Origin of the sequence: uncultured Anaerobiospirillum sp. (assembly GCF_902485895.1) — a bacterium.
GTDB lineage: Bacteria > Pseudomonadota > Gammaproteobacteria > Enterobacterales > Succinivibrionaceae > Anaerobiospirillum > Anaerobiospirillum succiniciproducens.
Genome location: NZ_CABTML010000026.1, coordinates 1 through 24,276 on the forward strand (window position 1 = coordinate 1; position 24,276 = coordinate 24,276).

The 24,276-nt window shown below is 44.2% G+C and carries 13 protein-coding genes and 2 pseudogenes; 3 read left to right on the forward strand and 12 right to left on the reverse strand.

What is annotated here, in order from left to right:
- Nucleotides 1–637 precede the first annotated feature (637 nt).
- Nucleotides 638–1,720: pseudogene (locus RDO37_RS02120) on the reverse strand (DNA cytosine methyltransferase).
- A 349-nt stretch (nucleotides 1,721–2,069) separates the two neighbouring features.
- Here RDO37_RS02120 and RDO37_RS02125 point away from each other — a divergent pair.
- Entirely contained in the window at nucleotides 2,070–2,429 is a 360-nt protein-coding gene (locus RDO37_RS02125; protein ID WP_308497953.1) for a hypothetical protein, read from the forward strand.
- Nucleotides 2,430–2,663: 234 nt separating this feature from the next.
- On the opposite strand, the gene RDO37_RS02130 is transcribed toward RDO37_RS02125, so the two are convergent.
- Complete coding sequence (locus RDO37_RS02130; RefSeq protein ID WP_308497954.1) at nucleotides 2,664–4,145, reverse strand: SMI1/KNR4 family protein; 1,482 nt, start codon at nucleotides 4,143–4,145, stop codon at nucleotides 2,664–2,666.
- A 646-nt stretch (nucleotides 4,146–4,791) separates the two neighbouring features.
- A complete protein-coding gene (gene yfcE / locus RDO37_RS02135) occupies nucleotides 4,792–5,415 on the reverse strand; it encodes a phosphodiesterase (protein WP_308497955.1) in 624 nt (207 codons plus the stop codon).
- A 390-nt stretch (nucleotides 5,416–5,805) separates the two neighbouring features.
- Here yfcE and RDO37_RS02140 point away from each other — a divergent pair, with 390 nt between their 5' ends.
- Nucleotides 5,806–6,858 (forward strand): DNA (cytosine-5-)-methyltransferase, encoded by a 1,053-nt coding sequence (locus RDO37_RS02140; RefSeq protein ID WP_308497956.1) that lies wholly within the window; start codon nucleotides 5,806–5,808, stop codon nucleotides 6,856–6,858.
- Between the two features lie 203 nt (nucleotides 6,859–7,061).
- On the opposite strand, the gene fliJ is transcribed toward RDO37_RS02140, so the two are convergent.
- The 9 genes from fliJ to tyrS form a co-directional block, all read right to left on the reverse strand.
- On the reverse strand, nucleotides 7,062–7,520 hold the full coding sequence (fliJ, locus tag RDO37_RS02145; protein ID WP_027939953.1) for a flagellar export protein FliJ: 459 nt from the start codon (nucleotides 7,518–7,520) through the stop codon (nucleotides 7,062–7,064).
- 466 nt (nucleotides 7,521–7,986) lie between these two features.
- A complete protein-coding gene (gene fliI, locus RDO37_RS02150; RefSeq protein WP_211232167.1) occupies nucleotides 7,987–9,432 on the reverse strand; it encodes a flagellar protein export ATPase FliI in 1,446 nt (481 codons plus the stop codon).
- A 458-nt stretch (nucleotides 9,433–9,890) separates the two neighbouring features.
- Nucleotides 9,891–11,456, reverse strand: a complete 1,566-nt coding sequence (locus RDO37_RS02155; protein WP_308497957.1) for a FliH/SctL family protein — start codon at nucleotides 11,454–11,456, stop codon at nucleotides 9,891–9,893.
- A 1,001-nt stretch (nucleotides 11,457–12,457) separates the two neighbouring features.
- Nucleotides 12,458–13,468: a flagellar motor switch protein FliG gene (gene fliG / locus RDO37_RS02160; protein ID WP_211232166.1), complete on the reverse strand. Its 1,011-nt coding sequence runs from the start codon at nucleotides 13,466–13,468 to the stop codon at nucleotides 12,458–12,460.
- Nucleotides 13,469–13,974: 506 nt separating this feature from the next.
- Nucleotides 13,975–15,924: a flagellar basal-body MS-ring/collar protein FliF gene (gene fliF, locus RDO37_RS02165; protein ID WP_308497958.1), complete on the reverse strand. Its 1,950-nt coding sequence runs from the start codon at nucleotides 15,922–15,924 to the stop codon at nucleotides 13,975–13,977.
- Nucleotides 15,925–15,946: 22 nt separating this feature from the next.
- Nucleotides 15,947–16,453 carry a flagellar hook-basal body complex protein FliE gene (gene fliE / locus RDO37_RS02170; protein WP_245580454.1) on the reverse strand — a complete coding sequence of 169 codons (507 nt, stop codon included), beginning with the start codon at nucleotides 16,451–16,453 and terminating at the stop codon, nucleotides 15,947–15,949.
- Nucleotides 16,454–18,739: 2,286 nt separating this feature from the next.
- Nucleotides 18,740–20,071, reverse strand: a complete 1,332-nt coding sequence (locus RDO37_RS02175; protein WP_308497959.1) for an exo-alpha-sialidase — start codon at nucleotides 20,069–20,071, stop codon at nucleotides 18,740–18,742.
- Nucleotides 20,072–20,821: 750 nt separating this feature from the next.
- Nucleotides 20,822–21,490 carry a ribose-5-phosphate isomerase RpiA gene (rpiA, locus tag RDO37_RS02180; RefSeq protein WP_273323721.1) on the reverse strand — a complete coding sequence of 223 codons (669 nt, stop codon included), beginning with the start codon at nucleotides 21,488–21,490 and terminating at the stop codon, nucleotides 20,822–20,824.
- A 324-nt stretch (nucleotides 21,491–21,814) separates the two neighbouring features.
- Entirely contained in the window at nucleotides 21,815–23,005 is a 1,191-nt protein-coding gene (tyrS, locus tag RDO37_RS02185) for a tyrosine--tRNA ligase (protein ID WP_027939947.1), read from the reverse strand.
- A 663-nt stretch (nucleotides 23,006–23,668) separates the two neighbouring features.
- Between tyrS and RDO37_RS02190 the strand changes: the two are divergent.
- Nucleotides 23,669–24,088: pseudogene (locus RDO37_RS02190) on the forward strand (flagellin); the annotation flags it as partial.
- Nucleotides 24,089–24,276 lie beyond the last annotated feature (188 nt).

Below are 24,276 nucleotides of genomic sequence, written 5' to 3' on the forward strand. Positions count from 1 at the left end.
ATTAGGCCTGCCGCCAGCGTTCAATCTGAGCCATGATCAAACTCTTCACTTTAATGATTCGTTTGAAGTTGTAGCTTTAAACTAAGCTACTAAGTATGTTGGCTAAACTCAAAGTCCTTAACTAAGAACTCACACAGATTGTCTGTACCTAAATTTTTAAAGAACTACAAAGCGCTTGGCTTTGTTTACCGAATCGCTTAGTGCGTTTCAGCGAGGACGTATTTTAATGATTTCAAACACCACGTCAACACTTTTTTAAAACTTTTTTAAGCGCGGACTTATAATTCTACACGAACACCCCTATAAATCCCGCATATATATCGTGTTTTGTGACCAAAATCACATCAAAGTTTTTTTTAACAAAGCTAAAAACTGATGGCTCTATTAACTATTTTTGCATGGTAGTAGCGCCATAAATAACAAAAAACGCTGTGCAATCTATTTGCTTGATCGTGTAGATAAGCAAATCTTCGTTATTACACATGCCGTAGACCATGCTCTTAATGTTGTTAAACTTGTTTGGACCATACTAGCTTTATCATATGCGCATTTAAGTATTTGCCCTGAGTTAACCATCAACTCAACTAAGCGACTTTATATTGGCACAACACTAAGATCTCATAGAGTCTTATTTTGCTTAGACTCTCTTTAGTACAGCTCTCTTAGTCTGGATTTTGTGTCTTTGACAGGCAACTGAAATAAGCATTTCACCTAAAGCCTTTCCGAGCATAATTGGAACTGCATTGCCAATTTGCTTGTACTGAGATGAGACAGTTCCAGCAAAACTCCAACTATCAGGAAATCCTTGTACACGTGCATATTCTTTTACAGACAATGGTCTAGTAAATTTTGGATGACATAGCATTGTGCTTTTTTGAACAGGTGATGTTACAACTGTTGGACATGGTTGACTGTAAGACAGTCTCCTATAGAACCCCACCTTTCCGCCCCCTGATGCATAGGCACCGCCCATTGCCTCAGATTGCATGATCTCAGGTAAAGACCGCCAATTACCGCCCTCAGGCACAAGATCAAGAAATGCAGCTCGACTAGCACTAAAAGTTGCGCAAGCTCCGGGATTAGATTCGAGATCTTTGATTGCATCTGACAACGTATGCCATCGATATTCTAGACATTGATGCTGCTGAAAATGTGTAGGCGCAGGAAGAAAGATATCCTCATTGTCTCGAGATCCAACTATAACTAGTCTTTCTCAAAATTGAGGGGCTCCGTAGTTAACTGAGTCCAATACTCCATAAATAGTCTTATATCCAAGTCTGGCAAACTCTTCTAATACAACATCAAGCACTGTGGTTGCATTTGGCAATGGTTGACTTAGCTTTGCAGATACAATACCCCTAACGTTTTCCATAAGAAAAAAGCGAGGATGTATCCCCTCAATCATTCGAACAAAGTCTTTAAACAAAGAACCTCTAGGATCCTCAATACCTAATCTTTTACCTGCCGTAGAAAATGGCTGACAAGGAGGTCCGCCGCATACTAAAAAGGCCTCACCTCTTTGAAGCCCTGCTGAGCTAAGCATTTGCTTAGCCGTAATACCACGAATGTCTCCCTCAACGATATGCTTATTGTTCAGTCTTGCAGTTTCAGCACAATCATGCTCGAAATCTTGACCAACAACAACATGAAGACCAGCCTGTTCAAGACCAAGATCAAGTCCCATTGCACCTGAAAATAAAGAAATTACTGAGTAGTTCATTGATAATGAGAGCTTCCTTACTAAAGGCAAGGAACATAAGGTATGAAAAATCCTTAAGCCTTATTTAAATACTAGTAGCTGTTCTAAAACAGGTTACTGATATAAATTTTACGCTTAAAAACTCAACTAGTTCATCTTTTGTGAACAAAAAGATCCGCTCTCATATATCTGCGCTTTATCCTGCTCAACCCACTCTACCGCAACAGATTAGACCCCCATTTATACTCATTAGTGCCGCTTAAGCTAATCGACATCATGCACTTATTATTTCAAAATTGTTACCTGCTATGTTTTAGCTAGGAATTGAGGCGCATAATAGAGTCTTGCCGACTCTTGGAGACCTTCTTTTATGATTAAGCCGATTTTAGGTATATGTGCAGCCCTGCTTCTTTCTTCTAACTGCATGGCATCTCAAAGCAGTGACTACAATGTAGTTTCCGCTGAAACTATTGAGCAAAATTCTACTAGCTCAGCAAACAATACCTCTACAGCAGCAGTTAAAGCTGCTATCGATCTTAGTACCCCTGTCGACTACGAACGCTGTCACCATACTCAAGATCTGGCAAAATTCTTGGATTCCATACCTAAAAATGATGCTAAAAGCCTAGCTCAATTAAAGAAGTTTCTAGTGGGCTGCCGTGAACTACTAACAGAGCGTATTTCAAACACTCAAGAAGAGATTAGCAAGCTGCAGCAAAGGCAGGAGTAGCTCTTAAGCTTTCTTCTATATCTTTTTGATAGTCTAAGTCGTTGCTTTAGCATGTGCATGCAGGCATTGCTTAAGCCCATGTCTTTGGCTTTGCTTAGGCTATGGCTTTCAAAGAACATTAGCCTATCTGCCGCTTAAATCCTCTAAGCGGCATTTGAATTCCCTTCATACAAGCGCACCACCCCATAAGTACTCCCATAAGCCTGTGGTGCGCCTACGCTTGTCTAGTATTTTCTAAGCCGGTCTGCCCGAAGCAAGCTTCTCAAAAGCGATCAGTGGATCATAAGCACTCTTGAGCTCTTCTGCCTCACGGCCGTAAAACTCTCTAACCTCAAAGCGAATTGACTTTTCAAAGTTCTTGCATTGTTCAACTACAGGGCCTGAACCATTTGCAATGGCATACTTAAACAGGTCTAAAGCACTGAGCATTAGCGAGAAATAGCAATTAGCTTGTTTTGCTGCAAGAGCTTGAGAGTTACAGTAATGCTTAGCACCAAAGAACAAAGCAAAGCCCTTTCGGTATGCATGCTTTGCCCCATCGGTGCAGATATCATCAATGGACGATAGCAGCTCATAGGCAAGCTTGTGCTCGCCTACATTGTTATGCGCCACTGCCTTAAGGCTAAGTAAATCAACTGATAGCTGATCTTTTGGTAGTAACTCGAAAGCCTCAATAATCTGACGATGCCTACCATCTTCAATAAAGAAGTCAGCTAGCTGATCTGGATCTGTTGGCAGTGAGGCAGCAACTGCAGCAATCTGTGATTGTAGATACTCACGATAAGCATCAGATAACTGCAGCTCATCAGCTTTCTCGTTGTTAATGATCTCGCCATCTGAAATACGCTTATTCAGCCAAGCTGAGATCGATCTTAAGACATCGTCATCAGTGCAGCCATCAATACCAGCTGCAATAATCTTAGACCATTTGATCGGCGCTTCAGAAAGCTTCACTGTAGTGTCACTCTCTGATTCGATCATCATGATGATGTCAAAGAATCTTCTTGATAACTGATCATCTAGAGGTACAAGGGTACCGTTTTCCTGTACTGCACCCTTAGCAATAGATCTGAGCCAATGATTAACAGCAATTGGATTACTGCTCTTATTGACTAACTCTTTGAGCTCAGGCCATAAAGGTGAGTTCTTCACATCCTGCAGTAACTTGAAGGTGACCTCTTCTTCATCTATATCAAAGATCTCTTGAGGAACAAGCTTGCTGATGAATTCTTCAAAGTTATTGGCAAGAAAAGTAATCTTGTAATCATCTTCCTGATCAACATGCACTACTTGCGGCTCACCGTGTTCCATGTGACGTCCGCATTGTCTGTAATCAAGAAAAATCATGTCATGTCCAGCAGATGGACAATCACAAATAGCCACGCCAATATCAGGATAGCCCCATTCCTCAATCATGAACTTAGAGCCTAACTGACCGAGTAAAGAATAAGATGTTTCTTTACCGATGGCTAAGAATGAGCTGATAGCAACATGGTCTGATGCCCAGGTGGTTGGTTCAGAGCAAGGGCAAGCGTCATTGACTGGAACACCGCCATTCTTGACACTCATAAACAGGATGTAGGACTTAGGAAGTTTAACGTTCAGTTCTTGCTCAACCTCAGCGATAGTAGTTGCTGTAGGTAAAGGCTCACAAAACTCTTTAGAACTATACTCACTATCATCCCAGAACTTATCGAAATCTACGGACTCAAACATCCTAATCCCCTTACACCTTCGTATATAAAGTGAGTAATTAACAACCTAAGCAGTCTGTCACATTGATGACACCATGCTGTGCTGACTAAAAAGCTTTTACTTCATTAAACAAGCTTGCATAGCTTTAGCAAGCCCAAAGTTTTGAAGTGCATAGCTACTTTCATTTATAGCAAATGGAAAGCTAGTTACTGCACTATCTAGTGCTGATCTTGCCAGATCTCACAATGTAATTAACGATCTTATTGCTGTTCTTGTGATCGCTACTCATTTCTTTTCTATAAGCCTGGTAAACGGCACCTTTATAAGCTGAAAACGCTAAAGAATTGTAAGTTGTATGGGAGGTCAGCAGCTTAAATCTCACAACACTTAGATAGCACAGTCAGGTTGTGACTGCCTATATGGCGCAATGATTTCATCAGAAGATGACGGCATGCATCATCAATGAGCCTGTTTAGGCAATCACATTTGGCTTTGAAACTTTAGATGTTGGCCTTTTCAAATAACATGACCTGAAAGGATTATTAAGAGGCGGGAACAATTAGCAGATAGATGCCATCAAATGGAAAGGTTAGCCATGAGCTGCAGATTGGATAGATGTAATGCAGCTCATGTTAATAATGTTAGCGTCTTTGCCTAGCGCTAAAGATTAGATGAAGCGTAACATGTGAGTTGCTACAAGCTCATCAGTATGCAAAGCTCTAAGCTCAATACGGTCTTCTAAGATAAGACCGAAGCCTGCCTGAGTACCACCCTTTGGCAGGGTAGTGGAGCCTGGGTTGGCATTGATAAGACCATTTTTCTTCTCAAAGAAGCCTGCAACGTGGGTATGACCACTAAGGACAATATCGCCTTCCTGCAGACCAAGCTTGTCACGCATTGAGACAGCCTTCTCCATCTCCTCGTGATCGATCTTGTATAAGTGACCATGAGTGAGCATGATGCGCTGATGCTTAACCTTTTCACCAGCCTTAGCATTTGGATCTGGAACTAAGATAAAAGCGTACGGAGCATTGCAAGGATAGCTCAGCTGCATAGACTCAACTTCACCATCGCAATTACCACGAACAGCAATGACACGATCCTTGTAAGCGTTTAAAAGCTCAATTGCCTTTGGTGGAGAATACTGATCTGGAATTGGATTGCGAGGACCATGGTTGAGAATGTCACCCAAAGTAACCAACTGATCGCAATTGTACTTATCAAAGTAGCTCAGAGCCTTGGTTATAGCTGCTGCATCCCCATGCAGATCTGAAATCACTAGGTATCTCATACGCACTCCTCTATCATCGAAAAAGGGAATATGGCGGCCATCTGTGCTTAACATATATCCATAGTTTATCTGACCACCAGAAAAAGCTTCTAGCATTGTAATTGACTATGCTAGCGATGCATATGGCTAATAGCCAATAATGAACAACTATCTTAACTTTTCATTCCAAAACTATCTCATAACACTTACTAAACCGCATGAAAAAGAGCATCTTCAAAGTTATCTGCAGTAAGTGGTTTATCAATTCTCTTCAGCTGTAAAATATTAAGCCCTAATTTCAAGTGATTGTTGTTTGTTAATTGAGCTTGTTAAGAGTAGCGCTTGCAACTCTGATTAAGCATGATTTGTCTTTATCAATGCCTTGAGCAAAGCACGGTGCGCTAAATTAAGATGAGAAGTTTAGAGTTATTTGCAGGTCTTGGCGGTATGGCCAAAGGGCTTGATATGGCAGGCTTTGAGGCTGTACATCTAGTTGAGCTCAATCATCAAGCTTGCAATTCTTTACGAGCAAACTTCAATCCCGATCTTGTCTTTGAGGGGGACGTGCGTGCTTTTGATGCCACTCCTTTTGCTGGTATAGATTTATTGGCAGGCGGCCCTCCTTGTCAGCCATTCTCTCTAGGAGGTCTATCAAAAGCCCACCATGATGAGCGTGATATGTTCCCTAATACAGCTCGCATCCTTGCTCAATGCTGCCCCAAGGCTTTTATCTTTGAAAATGTGAAGGGCCTGGTGCGCAAAAGCTTTCAAGAATACTTTGAATACATCTTGCTCACCTTGACCTATCCTTTGGAGCAAAGGTCGGATGATGAACCATGGCAAATGCACAAAGCGAGGCTTGAGAAAATCGATCTTGACAACTATGGCTCTGTCTCATACACCGTAAGCCATAAGCTACTCAATGCAGCCGACTATGGTGTACCGCAACGCCGTGAGCGTGTCTTTATCGTGGGTGTGCGCAACGATCTCAAGGTAAAGTGGGATTTTCCACAACCAACCCATTCTAATAAAGCTTGCAACAGTCTTTTTGAACAGCTTTCAGACAATCTCATGCCATGGGTAACATTAGGCGAGGCGCTTAAGGGTATTCCTGAGCCTGATCAAGATGGAACGTTCAAGGCAGATCATATCTTGCGTAGCGGCGCGAGAATTTATGAAGGTCACACTGGCAGTCCACTTAATGAACCAGCAAAGACCATTAAGGCTGGTGCCCACGGCGTTCCAGGTGGTGAGAACATGATCCGTTTTGATGATGGATCGGTACGCTATATGTCGACTTACGAGGCTAAACTTGTTCAGACTTTTCCTAGCGACTATGTAGTCACTGGAGGAGCGAGTGCAGCTCTGCGTCAAATTGGTAACGCAGTTCCTGTCAAGCTAGCTTATATACTTGGCAAGCAGCTAAACCAAATGTTGCAGAAAGCATCTGAAGAGACAGCTTAGAACTGACTAAAAGCAAAGGTAGTGGAGAAATTAACTGCTAGAAAAAGCAAAGGATTTGGCTATTGCAATGACTGCTATGCACAGATGCATTAGTCAACATTAAGATAGATTGCTCGTGAATTGAGACTAATTGTGAGGATGGTCCATTTAGCTCAAAGCCAAAGGCCTTGAGCTTAAAGGGGTGGGTATTAGCTTTGTGGCTGTTAATACTCGTTTTGTGAGGATTGACGACGAGTATATGAAGATACAACAAACTCGTCGAGCATCTTTTGCTCTCTGCGCAGCTCTTCTTTGAGACGCTTTTGAGTCTGCTGCTCAATGAGCTTCTCAATGATCTTGCGTTCCTTTTGACGAGTCATATACATCTGACGCTTTTGCTCGGTGAGCATTTCTAAACGCTTGAGCTCTTGGCGCTGCTTAACAGCAATATTATCAAGCTTTTCAATAAAAGCTTGGTAAGCCAAGATCTTGGTGCCAGTAAGACCGTTGCGACCTTCAGCCTGCATTTCAGAGATATAGTTCATACGAAACTCTTCAACCTGACGGATCTGATTTTCGTAATTACTTACCTGATTACGACAAAAGACCCAGTCTTCAAGAGCTTTCTCTTCGTCTCTCTGTCGCTTGTCTTTAACTAAGCTTAAAGCTCTATCAGCAGCCATATCTCACCTTAAGAAGATTAAGTCGAACTTAACTTAAAACCTACGCTCTTACCGTTATCTACCAAATATGTTCTACGCTTTTAGCCGTAGTAGCGGATACTCTAGCAGCATCACTTGCTACGTAATCGCTGTCGCGATTGCGTGTCTAGTTGCGGTTGCAGACCAGATTGCTGTCGCGATTGCATACCTAGTTGCAGTCGCGGTTACAGACCTGGATACTGTCGCTAAAGCATGGGTAAGATAACTTGTAGTGCATGTAAATGCGGTTTTTGGCGTAAAGTTGACACCATAGATCTGCAATGAGCAACTATTAAGCCAACAAGATACAACCTCATGATCTTAAGACGACAAAGCCCCATGCCTACGAGAGGTACGGGGCTTTTGAAACTGTTTTTGAAAAGCTGAGCTTGTGACTTTAGCTTGTAACTTTAGCTTTAGTTTGAGACTTTGCTCGGATTGAATCTGCTTACTGATTACGCGGAGCAAAGGACATGCGGGCTGCTACTGGTGCGGCACCTTGCTGACGCTGAGGTGGAGGCATCATGCGGCCTTGCTGCATGTTGTTAACCTTATTCTGAGCATCGTCAATTAAGATCATGGAGAGCTTACGTAAGCCATCGATACTGTCAGAGAATGGAATAACCTCTTTCATGCCCTGCTCAGTGAACTGATCGATATAAGGCTTAATCATCAGAGCCTGATCGATGCGTGGATCAGAACCACGCTGATAAGCACCAATGGAGATAAGCTCGCGGTTTTGGTTATACAGAGCTAAACACTGACGAATAGTTCTGGCCATTACCATATGCTCTTCGGTTACCACAGCTGGCATAACACGAGAGATGGACTTTTCAACGTCGATAGCTGGGTAGTGACCAGCATCAGCAAGCTCACGAGAGAGCACGATGTGACCGTCAAGAATAGCTCGAGCCGCATCGGCAATTGGATCTTGCAAATCGTCACCTTCGACTAAAACGGTGAAGAATGCAGTGATCGAGCCTTGGCCCTCTGAACCATTACCAGCACGCTCTACTAAGGCTGGAAGCTTAGCAAATACTGATGGTGGATAACCCTTAGTTGCAGGTGGTTCACCCACTGCAAGAGCGATCTCACGCTGCGCCATTGCATAACGGGTTAATGAATCGAGAAGCAGCAGTACGTTATAACCTTGGTCACGGAAGTACTCAGCAATCTGCAGAGTAGTTTCACAACCCTTAAGACGCATCAGAGGTGAAGCATCAGCAGGAGCTGCTACTACGATAGAACGGGCACGACCCTCTTCGCCTAAGATGTCCTCAATGAACTCTTTAACCTCACGACCACGCTCACCGATAAGGCCTACCACTACGATATCAGCAGTAGTACCACGAGTCATCATACCTAAGGTTACGGACTTACCTACACCAGAACCTGCAAACAGGCCCATACGCTGACCCTGTCCAACGGTCAAAAGTGCGTTAATTGCTCTAATACCTACGTCCAAGCTGTTACGAATTGGACGACGAGCCATTGGGTTTAAACGTGAAGATGACCACTGAGCAGCATTACCTTTGGCAAGTGGGCCTAAGCCATCAATTGGCTGACCCATACCGTCAATAACACGGCCTAAAAGATGAGTACCAAAAGGGAACTCCTTCATACCGCTAACTGGGTATACAGCAGCACCTGGGGTAACACCCTCAACTTTTTCAGTAGGCATGAGGTAGATAGTCTCACCGGCAAAGCCTACTACTTCGGCCTCCATATCACCTTTGTCAAGTTTGATACGGCAGCGGTCGCCAATAGCAACCTTAAGACCGACTGCTTCTAAAGTCAGACCGACAACACGTGTTAATTTGCCTACAATCTGAGGGCTCATCTCTGTATCAGGAAGATCAATCGCCTTAAGGCGAGATAAAAGATTATTCATGATCTCTAAATTCTCACGTTGTCGGTTTGTACACCAAATGTATTGAATGCTATGGTCCTAATTAACCAAGATAGCAAGCTTAAGTGCTTTGCCACTTATTGACAAGCAAAGATAGTCATTGTCGTGCATGAGCAAGTTCAAGAGATAAGCTTGAGCTTTAACAATGCACTTTTAGCCATATTCCTAGTGCAAGATCGAATCTAGGCATTAACTTGTTTTTGCCTGACTTAGGTCGTTAGGACAAGCTAAACACTTTGGTGCTTAAGCACTCATAAGCTAAAGTTTAGTAAGGTCATCTTGATGGGAAGACCTCATTTAAAGCTTAAGGTTATGAGCTTAAAAAAATGTTTAGTCAAAAGCTCTAAGGCTCATAATTAATGGTACTTATGGCTTTGACTTAGGCAAGCATTAGCTTTAGTTAAGAGCATGGCTGCATGCAGCCATGCCTCAATAATTTTATATTACTGAGCTGCGGCGGCTCTTGCAGCGGCTGCGGCACCACGGCCTTCAACTACCTGACCTTGATTACCGCCTTGCAGAGCCTGAGCTGCTGCCTGCATATCTGGGCTCATAGTGCCGATTTGCTCAGCATGAGCATCTGGGATTTCCTCGTCCTCAAGACCAGCACCGCCGTAGTTAGTACCTGGAACAGCATCTAACTGGTCACGAGCGGCCTGAAGTGCAGCTTGGCGAGCGGCCTCGTGTGGATCCATAGCACCTGCATTTACAGGGGCTGCACCCATATCACCCTGGCCTTCTAAAGATGCTGCGGCCTGAACTTCTGCTGCATCTGGATCGATGTCGTCTTCAACTTCCTGACCCATAGCTGCAGCAAGGTTACGCTCAGCTTCGTCAGCAAAATGTGGCTTTGGAGCCATGCGTTGCATGTTTTCAACAATACGCTCAGACATGCCCATTAAGTCACGTGGAGGTGCTACTGGCTTTCTTGGAGCCTCATCAAAATCTGGAGCACCATCAATAACTTCTTTACGAGCTGAAGCTACAGCATCAGCAGAACCGCTTAAGAAAGCTGAAATAAGAGCATCAATGCGGTCATCAGCACGCCACTGCACTGAAGAAACCTTGGTATTAACCACTACATCACCGTGCTTTACGGAAGTAGATGGCTTTAAGTCCCAGCCCTGTGACTGCATGTAATCTGTACCAATAGAGGCAACCATCAGAGCATAATCGTCTTCTGACAGTAAGATTTCAGCGCCTTTCTTGGCCTCTGGGAGCATGTTAAAGCACTTTTCGATGCTACCCTTTAAGAAATCGGCATCAGCAATTAACTCACGCTTTAACAGCACCTTGGCTAAACGAGAGATGATGTAAACGGTCTCGTCAGTAACCTGCTCATCTAACTCACGTAAAGGATTTGCCAGCATATCTGCTAAGTGACGGAAACGGTCAGCCTGGGTAGTTACAATGTCAGAACCAGCAGCTAAACCAGCCTCTTGGCCCTTGGTGTAGCCATCATCACGACCTACACGGAAGCCATCTTGGTAGCCTGCTTCCTTACCCTCTTGCAGACCTTGAGCATAGCCATCAACCTTGCCCTGCTCTACACCCTTTTGGTAGCCTTCTTCATGACCCTTGTTTAAGCCCTCGGTGTAGCCCTCGTTGCGAGCTGCATTACGAATAGCCTCAAGCTCTTCAAGAGAAATGGTTGGAGTTTCTTCTTCCTTGCGCTTAGCCTCTTCAATAGCGGCTTGCTCAGCTGCAAGACGCTCTTCTTCAGCCTTACGCTCAGCTTCTGCCTTAGCAAGACGCAGAGCCTCTTGGTGACGACGGAAGTAACCGCCTACCTCATAACCCATGGCATTGGTAGAAACTGGTTTACCATCATCAAATAAAGGCCACTGCATTGGGGTAAAGCCTTTGGTGGCAGCACCTTGCATAACAGTAGCTTCTTTATAGGTCATTGGATGAGTGTTTTCTTTGACTGACTCAACAACACTGTTTGGGTCAATCTTGTCATTCAAAGAACCAAAAGCGTGGTCACTTTTGCCGAGTGGGTTAGGCATAACTGAAAACTCCTAAAGATAGCCTGCCTTGTATCAATATCTCTCAATGCGCACCCTCACCGATAAAGAATCGCCTTTATCTACCTTAAAGCTAACTAATTGCCTTAAGGATATGCATACTCAATTTGAGTCGATAAGCACCTGACGATGTGGCCTACCATGATGCGATTAAGGAGTGCTTTTAATCTAAGCTAAAACCACAGCCTGACAAGATTAAAACTTAATCTTGCTGCAGCAAAATAGATGGTTTTTCAAACTTAGATAGAGCAAGCATTATGCTCCATTTGCAACAAGCAAGCCATTGCTTATACACCTGATAAATAAGCCATTTATAAAAGGATTCAAGTTACAACATCAAACGATAATCTCCTTAAAGCTAAAGTGTCAAAAATCATAAGCTCATCGACACAAGCACTTGTTTTCAGCTCAACAACTACGACAGCTTCATAAGTTGCAGCTTCAGCTGCAGCTGCACAGCCTCTTACAACTTTGCTTGGCAATTTAAAGATTTGCGATCCATTACAGTGGAGCTTGAATTCATCAACTTACGACCATAAGCAAAACGCTATCTGCAATTGCTAATGCTTAGCTTGCAAAATTCATCTTGATAAGGTGCCTGAGATCAGAGCAATTGCTTGTGCCATCAGCAGCTCGATTGCCGGTACCTAAATGGGTAGGTTGTTTGTGCCATCGACTGCGCCATTGCTTGTAGCTGCAGAGGCTCGGTTGCTTGTGCCTAAAAGGGACGGTTGCTGGTGAAAGCATTTGGCTTAGTGGATGAGAGAGTTTGCGATCGCTGATGATGATTCAGACGAGCTTTGCTAGTGGAATGTTTGGAGAGGTGTTTGTGGTGTAATTGTTTTTTTTCTGGTGACGGATGTGGCGGGTATAAATAACAAAGGCAGCCTTGTAGGCTGCCCTTGAAGCAGAGCTCTGTGCAAGCACAGACTTGAGTAAGCTTGAAGGTGCATAACAAGGTGTATGCACCAGATAAACAGTTATTACTCGATGAAGTCGTTTTCGGCGTTGCCACGAGAGAGCATAATCTGGCCGGAGTCTGCGAGCTTGTGAGCAATGGCCAGGATTTCCTTTTGTGCTGCTTCCACGTCGGAAATCTTGGTTGGGCCCATGGACTCGAGGTCTTCCTTGAGGGACTCGCGAGCACGAGAAGACATGTTGGTGTAGAACTTCTCACGGAGAGTCTCATCAGCACCCTTGAGGGCCTTAACGAGAACGTCGTTAGGAATATCACGCAGCAAGGTCTGAATAGAACGATCGTCCACACCACCCAGGTTCTCGAATACGAACATGAGGTCTTGAATCTGTTGACCCATTTCCTTGTCCTGAGCCTGGATTGCATCCATAAGCTGGGTTTCGGTGGTGTTGTCGAGGTAGTTCATGATGTTTGCAGCTGACTTCAAGCCACCAATCTTGGCAGTCTGAGCACCTGCAGAACCAGCAAATTGCTTCTCCATAATTTCGTTGAGCTCCTGCAGCGCAGCTGGCTGAACTTCTTCTAAGGTAGCAATACGCATGATTAAGTCTAAGCGTACAGTCTCTGGGAACTGACTTAAAATCTGAGCTGACTGCTCTGGATCTAAGTAAGACAGAACGATAGTCTGAATCTGAGGGTGTTCGTTTTGGATGATAGTAGCAACCTGACGAGCATCCATCCACTTGAGGGAGTCAAGACCATGCGAGCCTGAACCCATGTTGATCTGATCAACGAGATTGTTAGCCTTATCCTCACCAAGAGCTGCAACCAGAGCGTTCTTAACGAAGTCTTCAGAACCAATACCAATGTTAGAGTGCTTGGTAATGTTGGTAAGGAAAGTCTTGTGAACGGCGTTAACGCTATCCTGGTTGAAATCCTGTAGCTCAGCCATCCTTATACCGAGCTTCTGAACTTGCTTAGGCTGCAGGTTACGGAATAATGTAGCAGCATCATCCTCAGATAAGGAGAGCATTAAGATAGCTGCCTTATCAATACCTGACAGCTTCTCAAGAGCCATCTTCTCATCGTCTGACAGTTCTAATCCGTTGCTCGAGGAAGGAGTAACTGGAAAGCTCTGCGGACCTGCTCCGCCCTGTCGTACCATAGCTCTGTCTGACATATGAAAATAACCTCAAATAAGTTGCGTCTTTACTTAACAACTCTAGACCAAAGCTCATTTAAACCTAGTGCCTTGGCAGCTGTCAGTAGCTTGACGTTACTTTAAGAAATCCTTGTTTGCGTTTAATTAAAGAAAGAGCATTCTTTAACTACTAACGCTGCAATTTGCAGAAGGCTAAACTCAAAATAAGCTGTCGCTAAAAGAATAGTAAAGAATACTATCTATTTATTGACACTTAGATGAACACAGCCTTCTGAAAACTGTGTGTTGCAATCTTATATTGTACTAAATCCAACTTGGCAAGCTCAATGTTAAACATCAGAGCACAAGTACTTAGATTGCCAAAAGGCGGAGCATGGGCTCCGCCTTTTTTCATGCCTCTAAGCGAGGCACTGAAGTTTAGTTTATAAGCCTGAAGCGGCTGCGGCCTTATTGCCCTTCTTCTTATCCTTCTTGTCAGCGCTGTCTGAATTAATCCAGTCACGGAGTACTTCAGCAGAGAGCTGAGGCTCGTTGGATACCAGAGTACGTACTGCGTTGAGCAGGTCTTCATCACGGTGGAGGTTAGGCAGCTCAATACCACCCTCACGGTTGATGTTGTAAATCTGGTCAGCAAGCTCGTTCTGGGCAGCGATGAGGTTGAGATCATCTTCACCACCGAGAGCGGAGCCATTATCAAGTTCAAGCTGTTGCTCGAGCTCGATGTCGGCAGCGGACTTGCCACGGAGCAGACGGTTGACCATAGGACGAACCACGAATACAACCAGTACCAGGATGATGAGCACAGCACCAGCAATACGCAGGATACGTAAGAATGCTTCTTGTTGCCACCATGGAAGTGCAGGGGTTACGTCGTTATGAGGGAACTCGATAGTAGCTACGTTTACAAAGTCACCACGAGTTTCGTTCAGACCTAAGCCGCCGCGTACTAAAGCTGCAATCTTGTCTAATTCCTCTTGTGTACGAGGCACATAGGTTACAGCACCATCAGCACCAGTCTGGCGTAAGTAGTCAACTGCTACGGATACGGTCAGGCGTTGTACTGAGTTAGTTGGACGAATGGTGTGACGTACAGTGGTGTCTACTTCGTAGTTACGTACTGCTTCACGGTTTTCATTCTTGTCTTTAGCGCTATCGCTCTCCATAGCGGTGCCATCACGCAGCTGCTGTGGAATAGTAGCATTAGCTGGAGGCTGGTTAGATAAGGAGCCTGGTACACCAAATGGAGTGCCTTCTTCCTTGCCGCCGATTTCCTCACGTAAGGTCTCGGAACGTACAGCCTGATTATCTGGGTTGAAGAACTGACGGGTTTCCTCTTCGATAGTGGTGTCTAAAGTTACATCCACTTCAGCAGAGTAGTTACCCTCGCCAAGCATCGGACGGAGAATGGTATCAAGCTTGTCACGATACTGAGCTTCGCGCAGGGTGCGCATTTCAAATTCTTTTTGCAGACGGTCTTCGCCCTTGGCATTAGCGCCAGTGTTGTCGCTAAGTAAACGACCGTGCTGATCGGTAACTGTAACGTCCTTAGCTAACATGTTGTGTACTGAGGAAGATACAGTGAAGCGAATTGAGTTTACGTTATCTGGTGATAAGTAAGCACCTTGCTGCAGAGTTACAACTACTGCTGCAGATGGACGCTGCTGTGAACGAGCAAATACGTTATCGCGTGGGATAGCTAAAAGCACAGTTGCATGCTCAACACCGTTAATACGGGTAATGGCATTAGCAAGCTGCAGCTCACGACTATGCTTAATACGCTCGGACTCAAGACGCTGAGATACGCCAAAGCCGTTGTCCTTCATAATGAGGGCATCTTGCTCGGCAATCTTATTGATAGCTACACCATTGCGCAGCATTGCCTCACGTACCATGGCGTAATCATCAACATGTACGAGGACGCTGTCACCGTTTAAGGTGTAGTTAAAGCCCTGAAGGCTTAAGAAATCGATGACCTTGCCTAACTCTTCTGGAGTGTAGCGGCCGATAGAACGCTGTGAAGCTGCACTATTGTTGGCTTGCAGTGATAACAGGCCGAATACAGCACCTGTTAAGAACAGCACTAAGAAGCCAAGGATAATGAGCTTACGCAGAATTTCGCCATTGCGCAGGAACTCACCTACGCGATTCTTAAAATCAGTAGGCTGTGGCTCGGTATTTACAGTATTACCAACGGTTCCGCCGATGCGATTCTCACTATCATCCCCGTCCTGACGGTCTTGGACGGCATCTGCAGAGACTTGATCAGTATTCTGAGCTTGACCGGCATCATAGGCATTGGTATCGACAAGAGCAGTGGAGTTCTGCCCCTGCTGATTGCCATTAGCAGCCACCGGGAATGAATTGTCTGACATTTTCTATCCTTTATGAAAAAGACTAAATCTGCATCTGCATGATGGTCTGATATGCATCGACCAACTTATTGCGAACCTGTAAAGTAGCCTCAAAAGATAAGCTTGACTTGTTAGATGCAATCATAACGTCAGCTAAGGTAACTGAGCGGTCACCTACGTCAAAACGCTGAGCCATGGAGGCTGATTCGTTCTGAATGATGTTAACGTTCTCAAATGCATCCTTTAACAGCTGCTTGAACTCACCAACGGTTTGGCCTGCGCTGTAAGCTGGCTGGTAAACCTTGTCAGCGTTGTTGTTATTAACAACACCTGAGTTCATGGCACCGTTAACAGTTGCCTTTGCCTGATCACGTAAAGCACGTGCAGCACTGTCACCATTGAAAAATGGGCTCTGACCACCGATGTAACCAAACTCGGAGTTACCCTGTGGAACACCGCGAGATGCACCCTGGCTCAGTGAGCTCATTTGCTTGTTCATCAGCTCAAGCTGTGACATCAGCGAGCTGTTAGAGATGTGATCGATTGCCATTGTTAGCTCCTGTCAGATATATGACGAATAAATCAAGTCTGACAGTACTTAAGTCAAAAAGCGTGCCACAACGAACAAACCGCATATACAAGCGATTTGTAAACACTAGCTCGACGCCTTTTAACCGCAAAAACAATCACTTTTCCAAGCGCGTTTTCAGGCTTTTAAAACCTACAAAATTGTAGATTTTGATCGCTTATCCAACCATGTAGCTAGCCAACCAACCATCTGTAATCACGTTCAAACAAAATTCAATACAGCAAATTACAGATGCCTCAAAGTCGATAAGACATAAAGAGCTTATGCATTGAGGAAGTTTCAACAAACTAAACAGTTGAGGGCTGCAAATCATACGTATTTTAAGACACAAAAGCTATAGCTAAGCTTAAAGGCGCAACTTTGTGCACCAATGGCTTAGCAAAGGGCATTGCTATCTTAAATGCTTGCAACGCTACGTAACGTTCTAGCAACTAGCTTTATCTCATGTCTAAAACATGTCATTAACAAGCTTAAGTGCTAGCTGTATAGCAACAAACAAGAGCCGTTAGAAAAATAACTATCAGGCCACCAGTTAAAGCCACACAGGCGAAAAATCGGTTATCCAAAGTCTCGTAATCTACAACAAGGGGCTTTAAACCAAGCTTCATGCATTAAATGCATGCAAGCAAAATATAAAGACTCTCTAGTCTGACTAGCAAGTTATCTGCTTTAAGAGCAGTTACAGCAAAGACTCCGCGCACAGTATAGCCACTCTATTGGCAACAAGCGCATATTTAGTTTATAAAACGCTGAAGGCCTCACGTCTTTGTTAAAAAGACACGGCGTAGTGCATAGCAAATGCTCCGCATCAGTGCTATCCAAGCATACAAACACAAGAGTACTAAGAGCATATGCACAATAACTTAGCCACGTTAAAAGCAAGCTAAGGCTATTGCAAAGCCTCAATAGCGCAACAAAAAGTAAAACCTAATCAAAACAGGCTTAACCAAGTTGCTAAACCAAAGAGCCTTTCTTAGTCAAATGCCTCACTTAGCATTCATCAAAGAAAGTAGCTGAAATTTTGGATCGTGGCATTATACGAGTATACAAGCTAAAAATGTGTGAAGCTTCACAGTTTTTTGAAATTACCTAGTTACAACATATACGTACCACATCTAAGATCCCCATAAACAAGCCATTTTTCAAATTATCAGACTAGCTACAAACGCACCAAATCGGTTACTTGTACGACCTTTTGCCCGCTTATCGTGAAATTTTCCACCCCAAAATCCACTAAAACCACCATCAATCTTTACACTCAAAGCCCATCTGCACAATAAAAATGACCATCTGCGTACATCCACCACAATTTCTCATTCAAATTTAACAAAAGCCCCACATCCATTGACCCCGCTCACAATTTTGACCAAATCCTGAGCCACTACTACACCAAAGCCAAACACCCAACCACTCACATCATTTTGTCTATGCCGCAGCCCCTCAACAACCACGACCTCCTCAACACTACGCCACAATCCCAAGCTCCCGCCAAATCCACCAAGCAAAAGCTCAAAGTACACAACTGATTGTACGCTCCCAATCCTTACACAACGACCACTCGCCACCACCATGCAAAGCCAGCTAATACTAGGCCTCCATACACTCAAGACACTCCCGCTGTACATGTGTTTCCTCAGAACTAGCCACCATAGACAGACGCTTAACTTCACTTAGGCTTAGTAAAAAGCTAAGTAGCACCACAGATCCTAACCAAGCCCACTCACACCTTAGATATAACGGCCTCAACTCAGCTCTACAATGATTGCCAGCTGTACTGGGCTCAACAGCCTACTTTAAGAGCTTCACTCTTTTGACAGATCGCAAGGAAACAACAACAAATAGTTATCACGCTAAATCTTTTGCCAAATCCTAGATTTGCATGAGCTTTTATGCGATCTGCAGGCTTAATTTTCAGTATCTAGCCAAAATCCTGACTATGGTTTTAATGCGATAGTTTTAGTTTGATTTAGATATAACCTACTCCATTGTGGTCTTTAACTTTCAACTTCACCATACGTCAAAAGCTAGCCACAAGATGCACAGTCAAAATGATTTGTGCATTCATAGAAGCAGCAATGCTTGCAACTCTTACAGCGGCTAAATGCTTAGCGCCATGTTGTTGAGGGCCAATGGAGCAAAATTGAGGGAGCCAATTTGCAGAAAAAGAAAAAGCACTACCAGCAGTCCATGCTCTTGGCTGCCGATAGTGCTTTTAAGAAATTTGTAATTTGCCTTAGTTCTTAGTGCTTACTTAGTGACCAGCATACGGAAGATACGGATCTTGATTGCCTTTCTATGGTCAGTGTAAGCAACGTAGAGGAGGTGGTGACGACGATCTACCTGCATGTATGGAGAGGTGAAGGTGCCCTTTGGATCATCTTCGAGGCGTAACAGCTCTTCAAAATGAACACCGTCCTTAGACATGTAGATAGATAATGGCGAGTCTTCCTTAGTCTTAGCCTTCTCTGGATCTGTAGTGAGCTTACCGCAAACTAACAGACGGTTCATGTAAGTGACACAATCAACGCCGGCTAAGCAGTTATAAAGCTCAATTGGGTATGGCTCACCAAAGCTAGCACCAGCATCATATGAGTCAGCTACGTGCATCTGAGAGCAAGCAGCACTCATAAGCATATGGACAACGCAGCTCTTGGCCTCGTACTCATCTTCAGTCAGCTGCTGCAGATCGTTATCGTCTGCCTGATGAACACCAAGGTCCTCAAACAAGGCTGCCTGAATCACACCTTTAGCTACAAATGACTTCTCACTAGCCTCAACCTGTACTGCACTTGGGTCAATTGAGTTAGAGGTATTTACGGTGCGTAAATCATCATCGGTGTAATCAACGAATGCAGGGCCTGCATTTGACTCTACTGAAGATGGGAAGAGAACACGTCCTGCAAATGGGCCTTTTCTAAATAAGAAAGGCTTAGTACGCACTGGTCCACGAATCTTTACATCACCACCCTCAACTGCCTTGCGAGGAGTTACAAAGCTCTTACCATCATCACAGCTAACAGATAAGTAAGATCTTGGAGTCTCGTTTAATGGACCAGCCTTGTAAACAAGAGCAATCACGGCATCATCAGCGGCACTAATACGTGTACCTGGAGTTGCATTCTGCACATCATCCATCAGGCGATCAATTGAGGTTGTAATGTCACCCTTGACGCAACGATTATGGCTTAAACCTTCCTTAAAGCGTCTTTCACGCATCTCAACACCTTGGTTGAGATAGAAGAGCACAGGAGTGCAGTTCTTGGTCTGATTGAGCTCTGGACAGTCTAACTTCTGCACAGATGAATGAGAGCCGTCAGCCTCAATACGAACTACGTAAATGCAAGTCTCACCAGCTTCACCGCTTGAGCACTTTGGTCCTGCGTAAAAAGCGCACAGCATTGGGCTAAACGGAATAAAGACATGATGGAAGTGCTCATGCTTAAGAGGTAGCAAAGTACCAGCATGGCAAATTCGCTGACATTCAGATGCAGCCTCATCTACACTTGTACTATCGCGGTCGGCCTTCTCAATCTCATCGAGAGTAATAGAAGTGCTAAACACTTCATGAACGTTGACCATAGCTACCACCTTACATGAACAGTAGAAAAAACTAAAAACAGTTAGCTACTTAAGCTGTACATGAGCACTGCAAAAAGCAACTGCCCCAGCACACAGCATTTAAACCAGTCAAGCTAACTTCAGCATCACTTAGGCACTTTATGCCCGCTCTCAAACGTAGACAGTAGCAGCTCACCACAAGCAAATACCACGTAAGTCTATAGACTTATGAGAGTATGGTTACCACCTCAAAAAAGCAAAACTAAACCCTCTCCAAAAAAAAGAGATTGCAAAATTGAGTAGATGGCCTGATGCAAATAGCATATTAACAAGTAACAGCATGCCATTGTGTATATTATGCCAGCTATATTGATGCACACTACAAATTTTCACTCGAAAGATAGCAAAAGTAATAATTTGTGATTGAGATACAACAAAAATAAACCGCCATTTTCCTCAACTAAATCACTCAATTAGCACTCACATGCATCATGTAAATCCATCCCAAGCCACAAAAGCCACTCAACTAAGCTAATCCACAGGCGCGTGAGCGCAAACACCAGCCATCCAATAGAACGCAAAAGCAATTACAAATCACCAATAACCAATCAACAATCAGCTATCAGCTATCAGCAAAAGGCTACGGCAGCTTTAAACATGCTGTGCAAAATGCAAAAGGGCCAAAGCCACACAAGCTGCAGCTTTGACCCTTATCAAGAGCTAACTAAGTGAGCCCTTTAAGAAGTAAGAACTTTGCGTCTTAGTAGCTAATTAAGCACGACGCTTCTCGTGAACGCCTTCATCAGTTGCGTATAAGACAACATCAGCACCACGGTGAGCAAACAGACCAACAGTTACTACACCTGGAATGCCATTGATCTTATCCTCAAGCTCAGCGGCGTTAGTGATACTTAAGCCATGTACGTCTAAGATTTCGCAGCCGTTGTCAGTAATGCAGCCCTCACGAAGCTTTGGCTCACCGCCTAAAGCACGTAAGGTGCGAGCAACCTGCTCGCGAGCCATTGGAATAACCTCAACAGGTAATGGGAACTTACCTAAGGTGTCAACGAGCTTGGACTTGTCAACGATACATACAAAGGTCTTAGCCATAGAAGCTAAAATCTTCTCACGGGTCAGGCAAGCACCACCGCCCTTGATCATGTCAAAGTTCTCATTGATCTCATCAGCGCCGTCAATGTAAACGTCATATGGCTCACAGGTGTTTGGATCGAGAACCTTAACGCCGATCTCCTCGAGGCACTTGGTGGTTGCATTTGAGCTTGAAACAGCTGCCTGAACCTTAATGCCATTAGCCTGAATAGCCTTGATGAACTTAACGACAGTTGAACCTGAGCCTACGCCTAAGATTGCATTCTGAGGAATAAACTCTAAGGCCTTCTGAGCGACCATCTCTTTTAACTCATCCTGAGTCTTTGCCATGATAAAACCTCTGCTTTGTATTAATAATCTGCCATCACTGTCAATCAACAAGCCTTGAGTTCATTAGCAAGCGGCCAGACGTGGCACGCACCTTAATACTCACTGGTGCGTGCTGATGACCTTTTAGTGCCAGGATAAAGAAGTCTTGCTAACTAAAACACTTATGTTAAGTGTAAGCCTTGTTGAGAGAGCATTGCGCTTAATTAAGCACAATGAAAAGCGCCCACCATACTTTAAGTAGAGGTGGGCGGCATGATAAATCTATAAGCCCATGTACCAAGACTGTCTTTCAATCAAGCACATCGCATGGTACATGGCTTAGTATTACTTAACGGTAATACGAGCAAAACGGCGCTTACCAACCTGGTAAACTGCAGTGCCCTTAGCAACTTCCATCTTAGGATCGGTGATAACTTCACCTTCGCACTTAACAGCGTTTTGCTTAAGCATACGCATAGCCTCAGATGTAGAGGCAACTAAGCCAGCATCCTTGAGCATGTTAGGCAGAGAAGTTACATTCTCGAAGGTGAACTCTTCGATATCCTCAGGCAGTGCACCCTTAGCAAACTGATTGATAAAGCCGTTAACTGCATCATCACCAGCCTGCTGACCATGGTAGCGAGCCACGATTTCACGGCCAAGCTCGAACTTAGCATCACGTGGGTTCATCTCACCAGATGCACACTTACGCTTGAACTCTTCGATCTCTGTTAATGGACGGAATGAGAGCAGATCGAAGTATGACCACATCAGCTCATCGCTTAAGGACATGATCTTACCGAACATCTCATTTGGAGCGTCATGCACACCAATGTAGTTGTTGGCGCTCTTTGACATCTTCTTGACACCATCAAGACCAACTAACAGAGGCATCATGAGCACGCACTGTTGCTCTAAACCTGCATCCTTCTGAAGCTCACGACCCATTAACAGGTTGAACTTCTGATCAGTACCACCAAGCTCAATGTCTGCCTTTAAGACAACACTGTCATAGCCTTGGAAGAGTGGATATAAGAACTCGTGAATTGCGATTGGCTGACCTGATTGATAGCGCTTGGTGAAATCCTCACGCTCGAGCATACGGGCTACAGTAAGCTTTGAGGCAAGGCGAATAGTGCCCTCTGCGCCTAAAGCGCCGAGCCACTCTGAGTTGTAGCGAATCTCAGTCTTCTCTTTGTCTAAAACCTTAAAAGCCTGCTCTGCATAGGTCTGTGCGTTATACATGATCTGCTCACGTGATAACTGCGGACGGGTTGCATTCTTACCTGATGGGTCACCCACAGATGCTGTGAAGTCACCAATAATAAGAACAACCTTATGACCTAAGTTCTGGAAAGTACGTAACTTGTTGAGAATTACAGTATGGCCTAAATGGATATCAGGGGCAGTAGGATCCATGCCAAGCTTGATAATAAGCTGACGACCGCTTTCAAGCTTCTTCTTAAGCTCATCTAAAGGAATGATTTCCTGAGCACCGCGAGAAATCTCGCGTAACGCCTCTTCAACCGCTACCATTTGAAACTCCTGTATGCACCAACTCACGTCAAGACTTTAAGTACTGCCAACTAAGCACAGTACTATTTGCTATGACGGTATTGATGCTCTTCAGCAAAACACCAGTACAGACACTTACTAACAACAAACTAGATTTTAGACAAAGCCCGCCTCTGCAAGACCAAAGTGCAAGAAACGTTGTGCTGCCTAAAGATAAGTGTTCTATACCAGCCAAATACACAAATTCAGTGCGAGAGTATAGCACATTGCCTACAAAATCCCGTCAAATGACCATCTAATCGCTAAATCTCATTCTTATGCGCACCCAACATGTCAGATAGAAAGCATTAACTAAAATCGATGCGTAAAGCATCATCTAACTTATGACGTCACCCACAACAAACCGCATAAACATAAGCTTTGCAAGCCATTCAAACACTAGGCACAGCCTTTGCAGTATACGTACAAAAACTCGTCAAATGCTCTCTAAAAACAGCATTTATATGCCCTCTAAAAACAATTGGGCACAAAGCCGAGTCAATAGAATTTTTAAGTAAGACTCATTACAAAGCATTTGTAATGACGAAGTGACTTAACCAGTTGTAAAAACGCAAAAATTAAAATGCGTCTTTTCACAACACGAACGTGAGACAAAAGCACTTCACTGAATAAGAGAGAAATGCAATGGCCTTGTACGTCAATACCAACGTTAGCTCTATTAACGCTCAGCGTAAGCTTGCTAACTCCACCCTTGCGCTGAATACCTCATACCAGAGACTTTCCTCTGGTCTTCGTATCAACAGCTCCAAGGATGACGCTGCCGGCCTGCAGATCTCCGACCGCTTAACTGCCCAGATTAATGGCCTCAACCAAGGCAACCGTAACTCAAACGATGGTATTGCCCTCTGTCAAACCATCGAAGGTGCCCTCGATGAGACCACCAATATGCTGCAACGTATTCGTACTCTTGCAGTTCAGGCAGCTAACGGTACCAACACTGAAAAAGACCGTAAAGCCCTTCAAGAAGAAGTAAACGCTTTATCAGACGAAATCACTCGTATTGCACAGAAGACTACCTTCGCAGGCGCACAGGTTCTTGATGGTGGCGTTGGTGTAACTAACGGTCTTATGCGTCCAGTAGCTGGTCAAGGTAATAACCCTAAGAATTATGAATATTTCTTCCAAGTGGAATTTAGTGAAACACCTCTGAAAGACTTTTTGGTGCTGCAATCTCGCAAACTTGTCTTTTCCCGCGACTTAGTTTGCCACTAATTCTTTTCGTTCTTACACTA

Coding starts and splice junctions, on each gene's coding strand:
- RDO37_RS02175 (WP_308497959.1), bottom strand. CDS start 20,071: ATGGTCAACGTTCATGAAGTGTTTAGCACTTCTATTACTCTCGATGAG.
- RDO37_RS02155 (WP_308497957.1), bottom strand. CDS start 11,456: ATGCCTAACCCACTCGGCAAAAGTGACCACGCTTTTGGTTCTTTGAAT.
- tyrS (WP_027939947.1), bottom strand. CDS start 23,005: ATGGTAGCGGTTGAAGAGGCGTTACGCGAGATTTCTCGCGGTGCTCAG.
- fliE (WP_245580454.1), bottom strand. CDS start 16,453: ATGGCAATCGATCACATCTCTAACAGCTCGCTGATGTCACAGCTTGAG.
- fliF (WP_308497958.1), bottom strand. CDS start 15,924: ATGTCAGACAATTCATTCCCGGTGGCTGCTAATGGCAATCAGCAGGGG.
- RDO37_RS02140 (WP_308497956.1), top strand. CDS start 5,806: ATGAGAAGTTTAGAGTTATTTGCAGGTCTTGGCGGTATGGCCAAAGGG.
- yfcE (WP_308497955.1), bottom strand. CDS start 5,415: ATGAGATACCTAGTGATTTCAGATCTGCATGGGGATGCAGCAGCTATA.
- rpiA (WP_273323721.1), bottom strand. CDS start 21,490: ATGGCAAAGACTCAGGATGAGTTAAAAGAGATGGTCGCTCAGAAGGCC.
- fliG (WP_211232166.1), bottom strand. CDS start 13,468: ATGGCTCTTGAGAAGCTGTCAGGTATTGATAAGGCAGCTATCTTAATG.
- RDO37_RS02125 (WP_308497953.1), top strand. CDS start 2,070: ATGATTAAGCCGATTTTAGGTATATGTGCAGCCCTGCTTCTTTCTTCT.
- fliJ (WP_027939953.1), bottom strand. CDS start 7,520: ATGGCTGCTGATAGAGCTTTAAGCTTAGTTAAAGACAAGCGACAGAGA.
- RDO37_RS02130 (WP_308497954.1), bottom strand. CDS start 4,145: ATGTTTGAGTCCGTAGATTTCGATAAGTTCTGGGATGATAGTGAGTAT.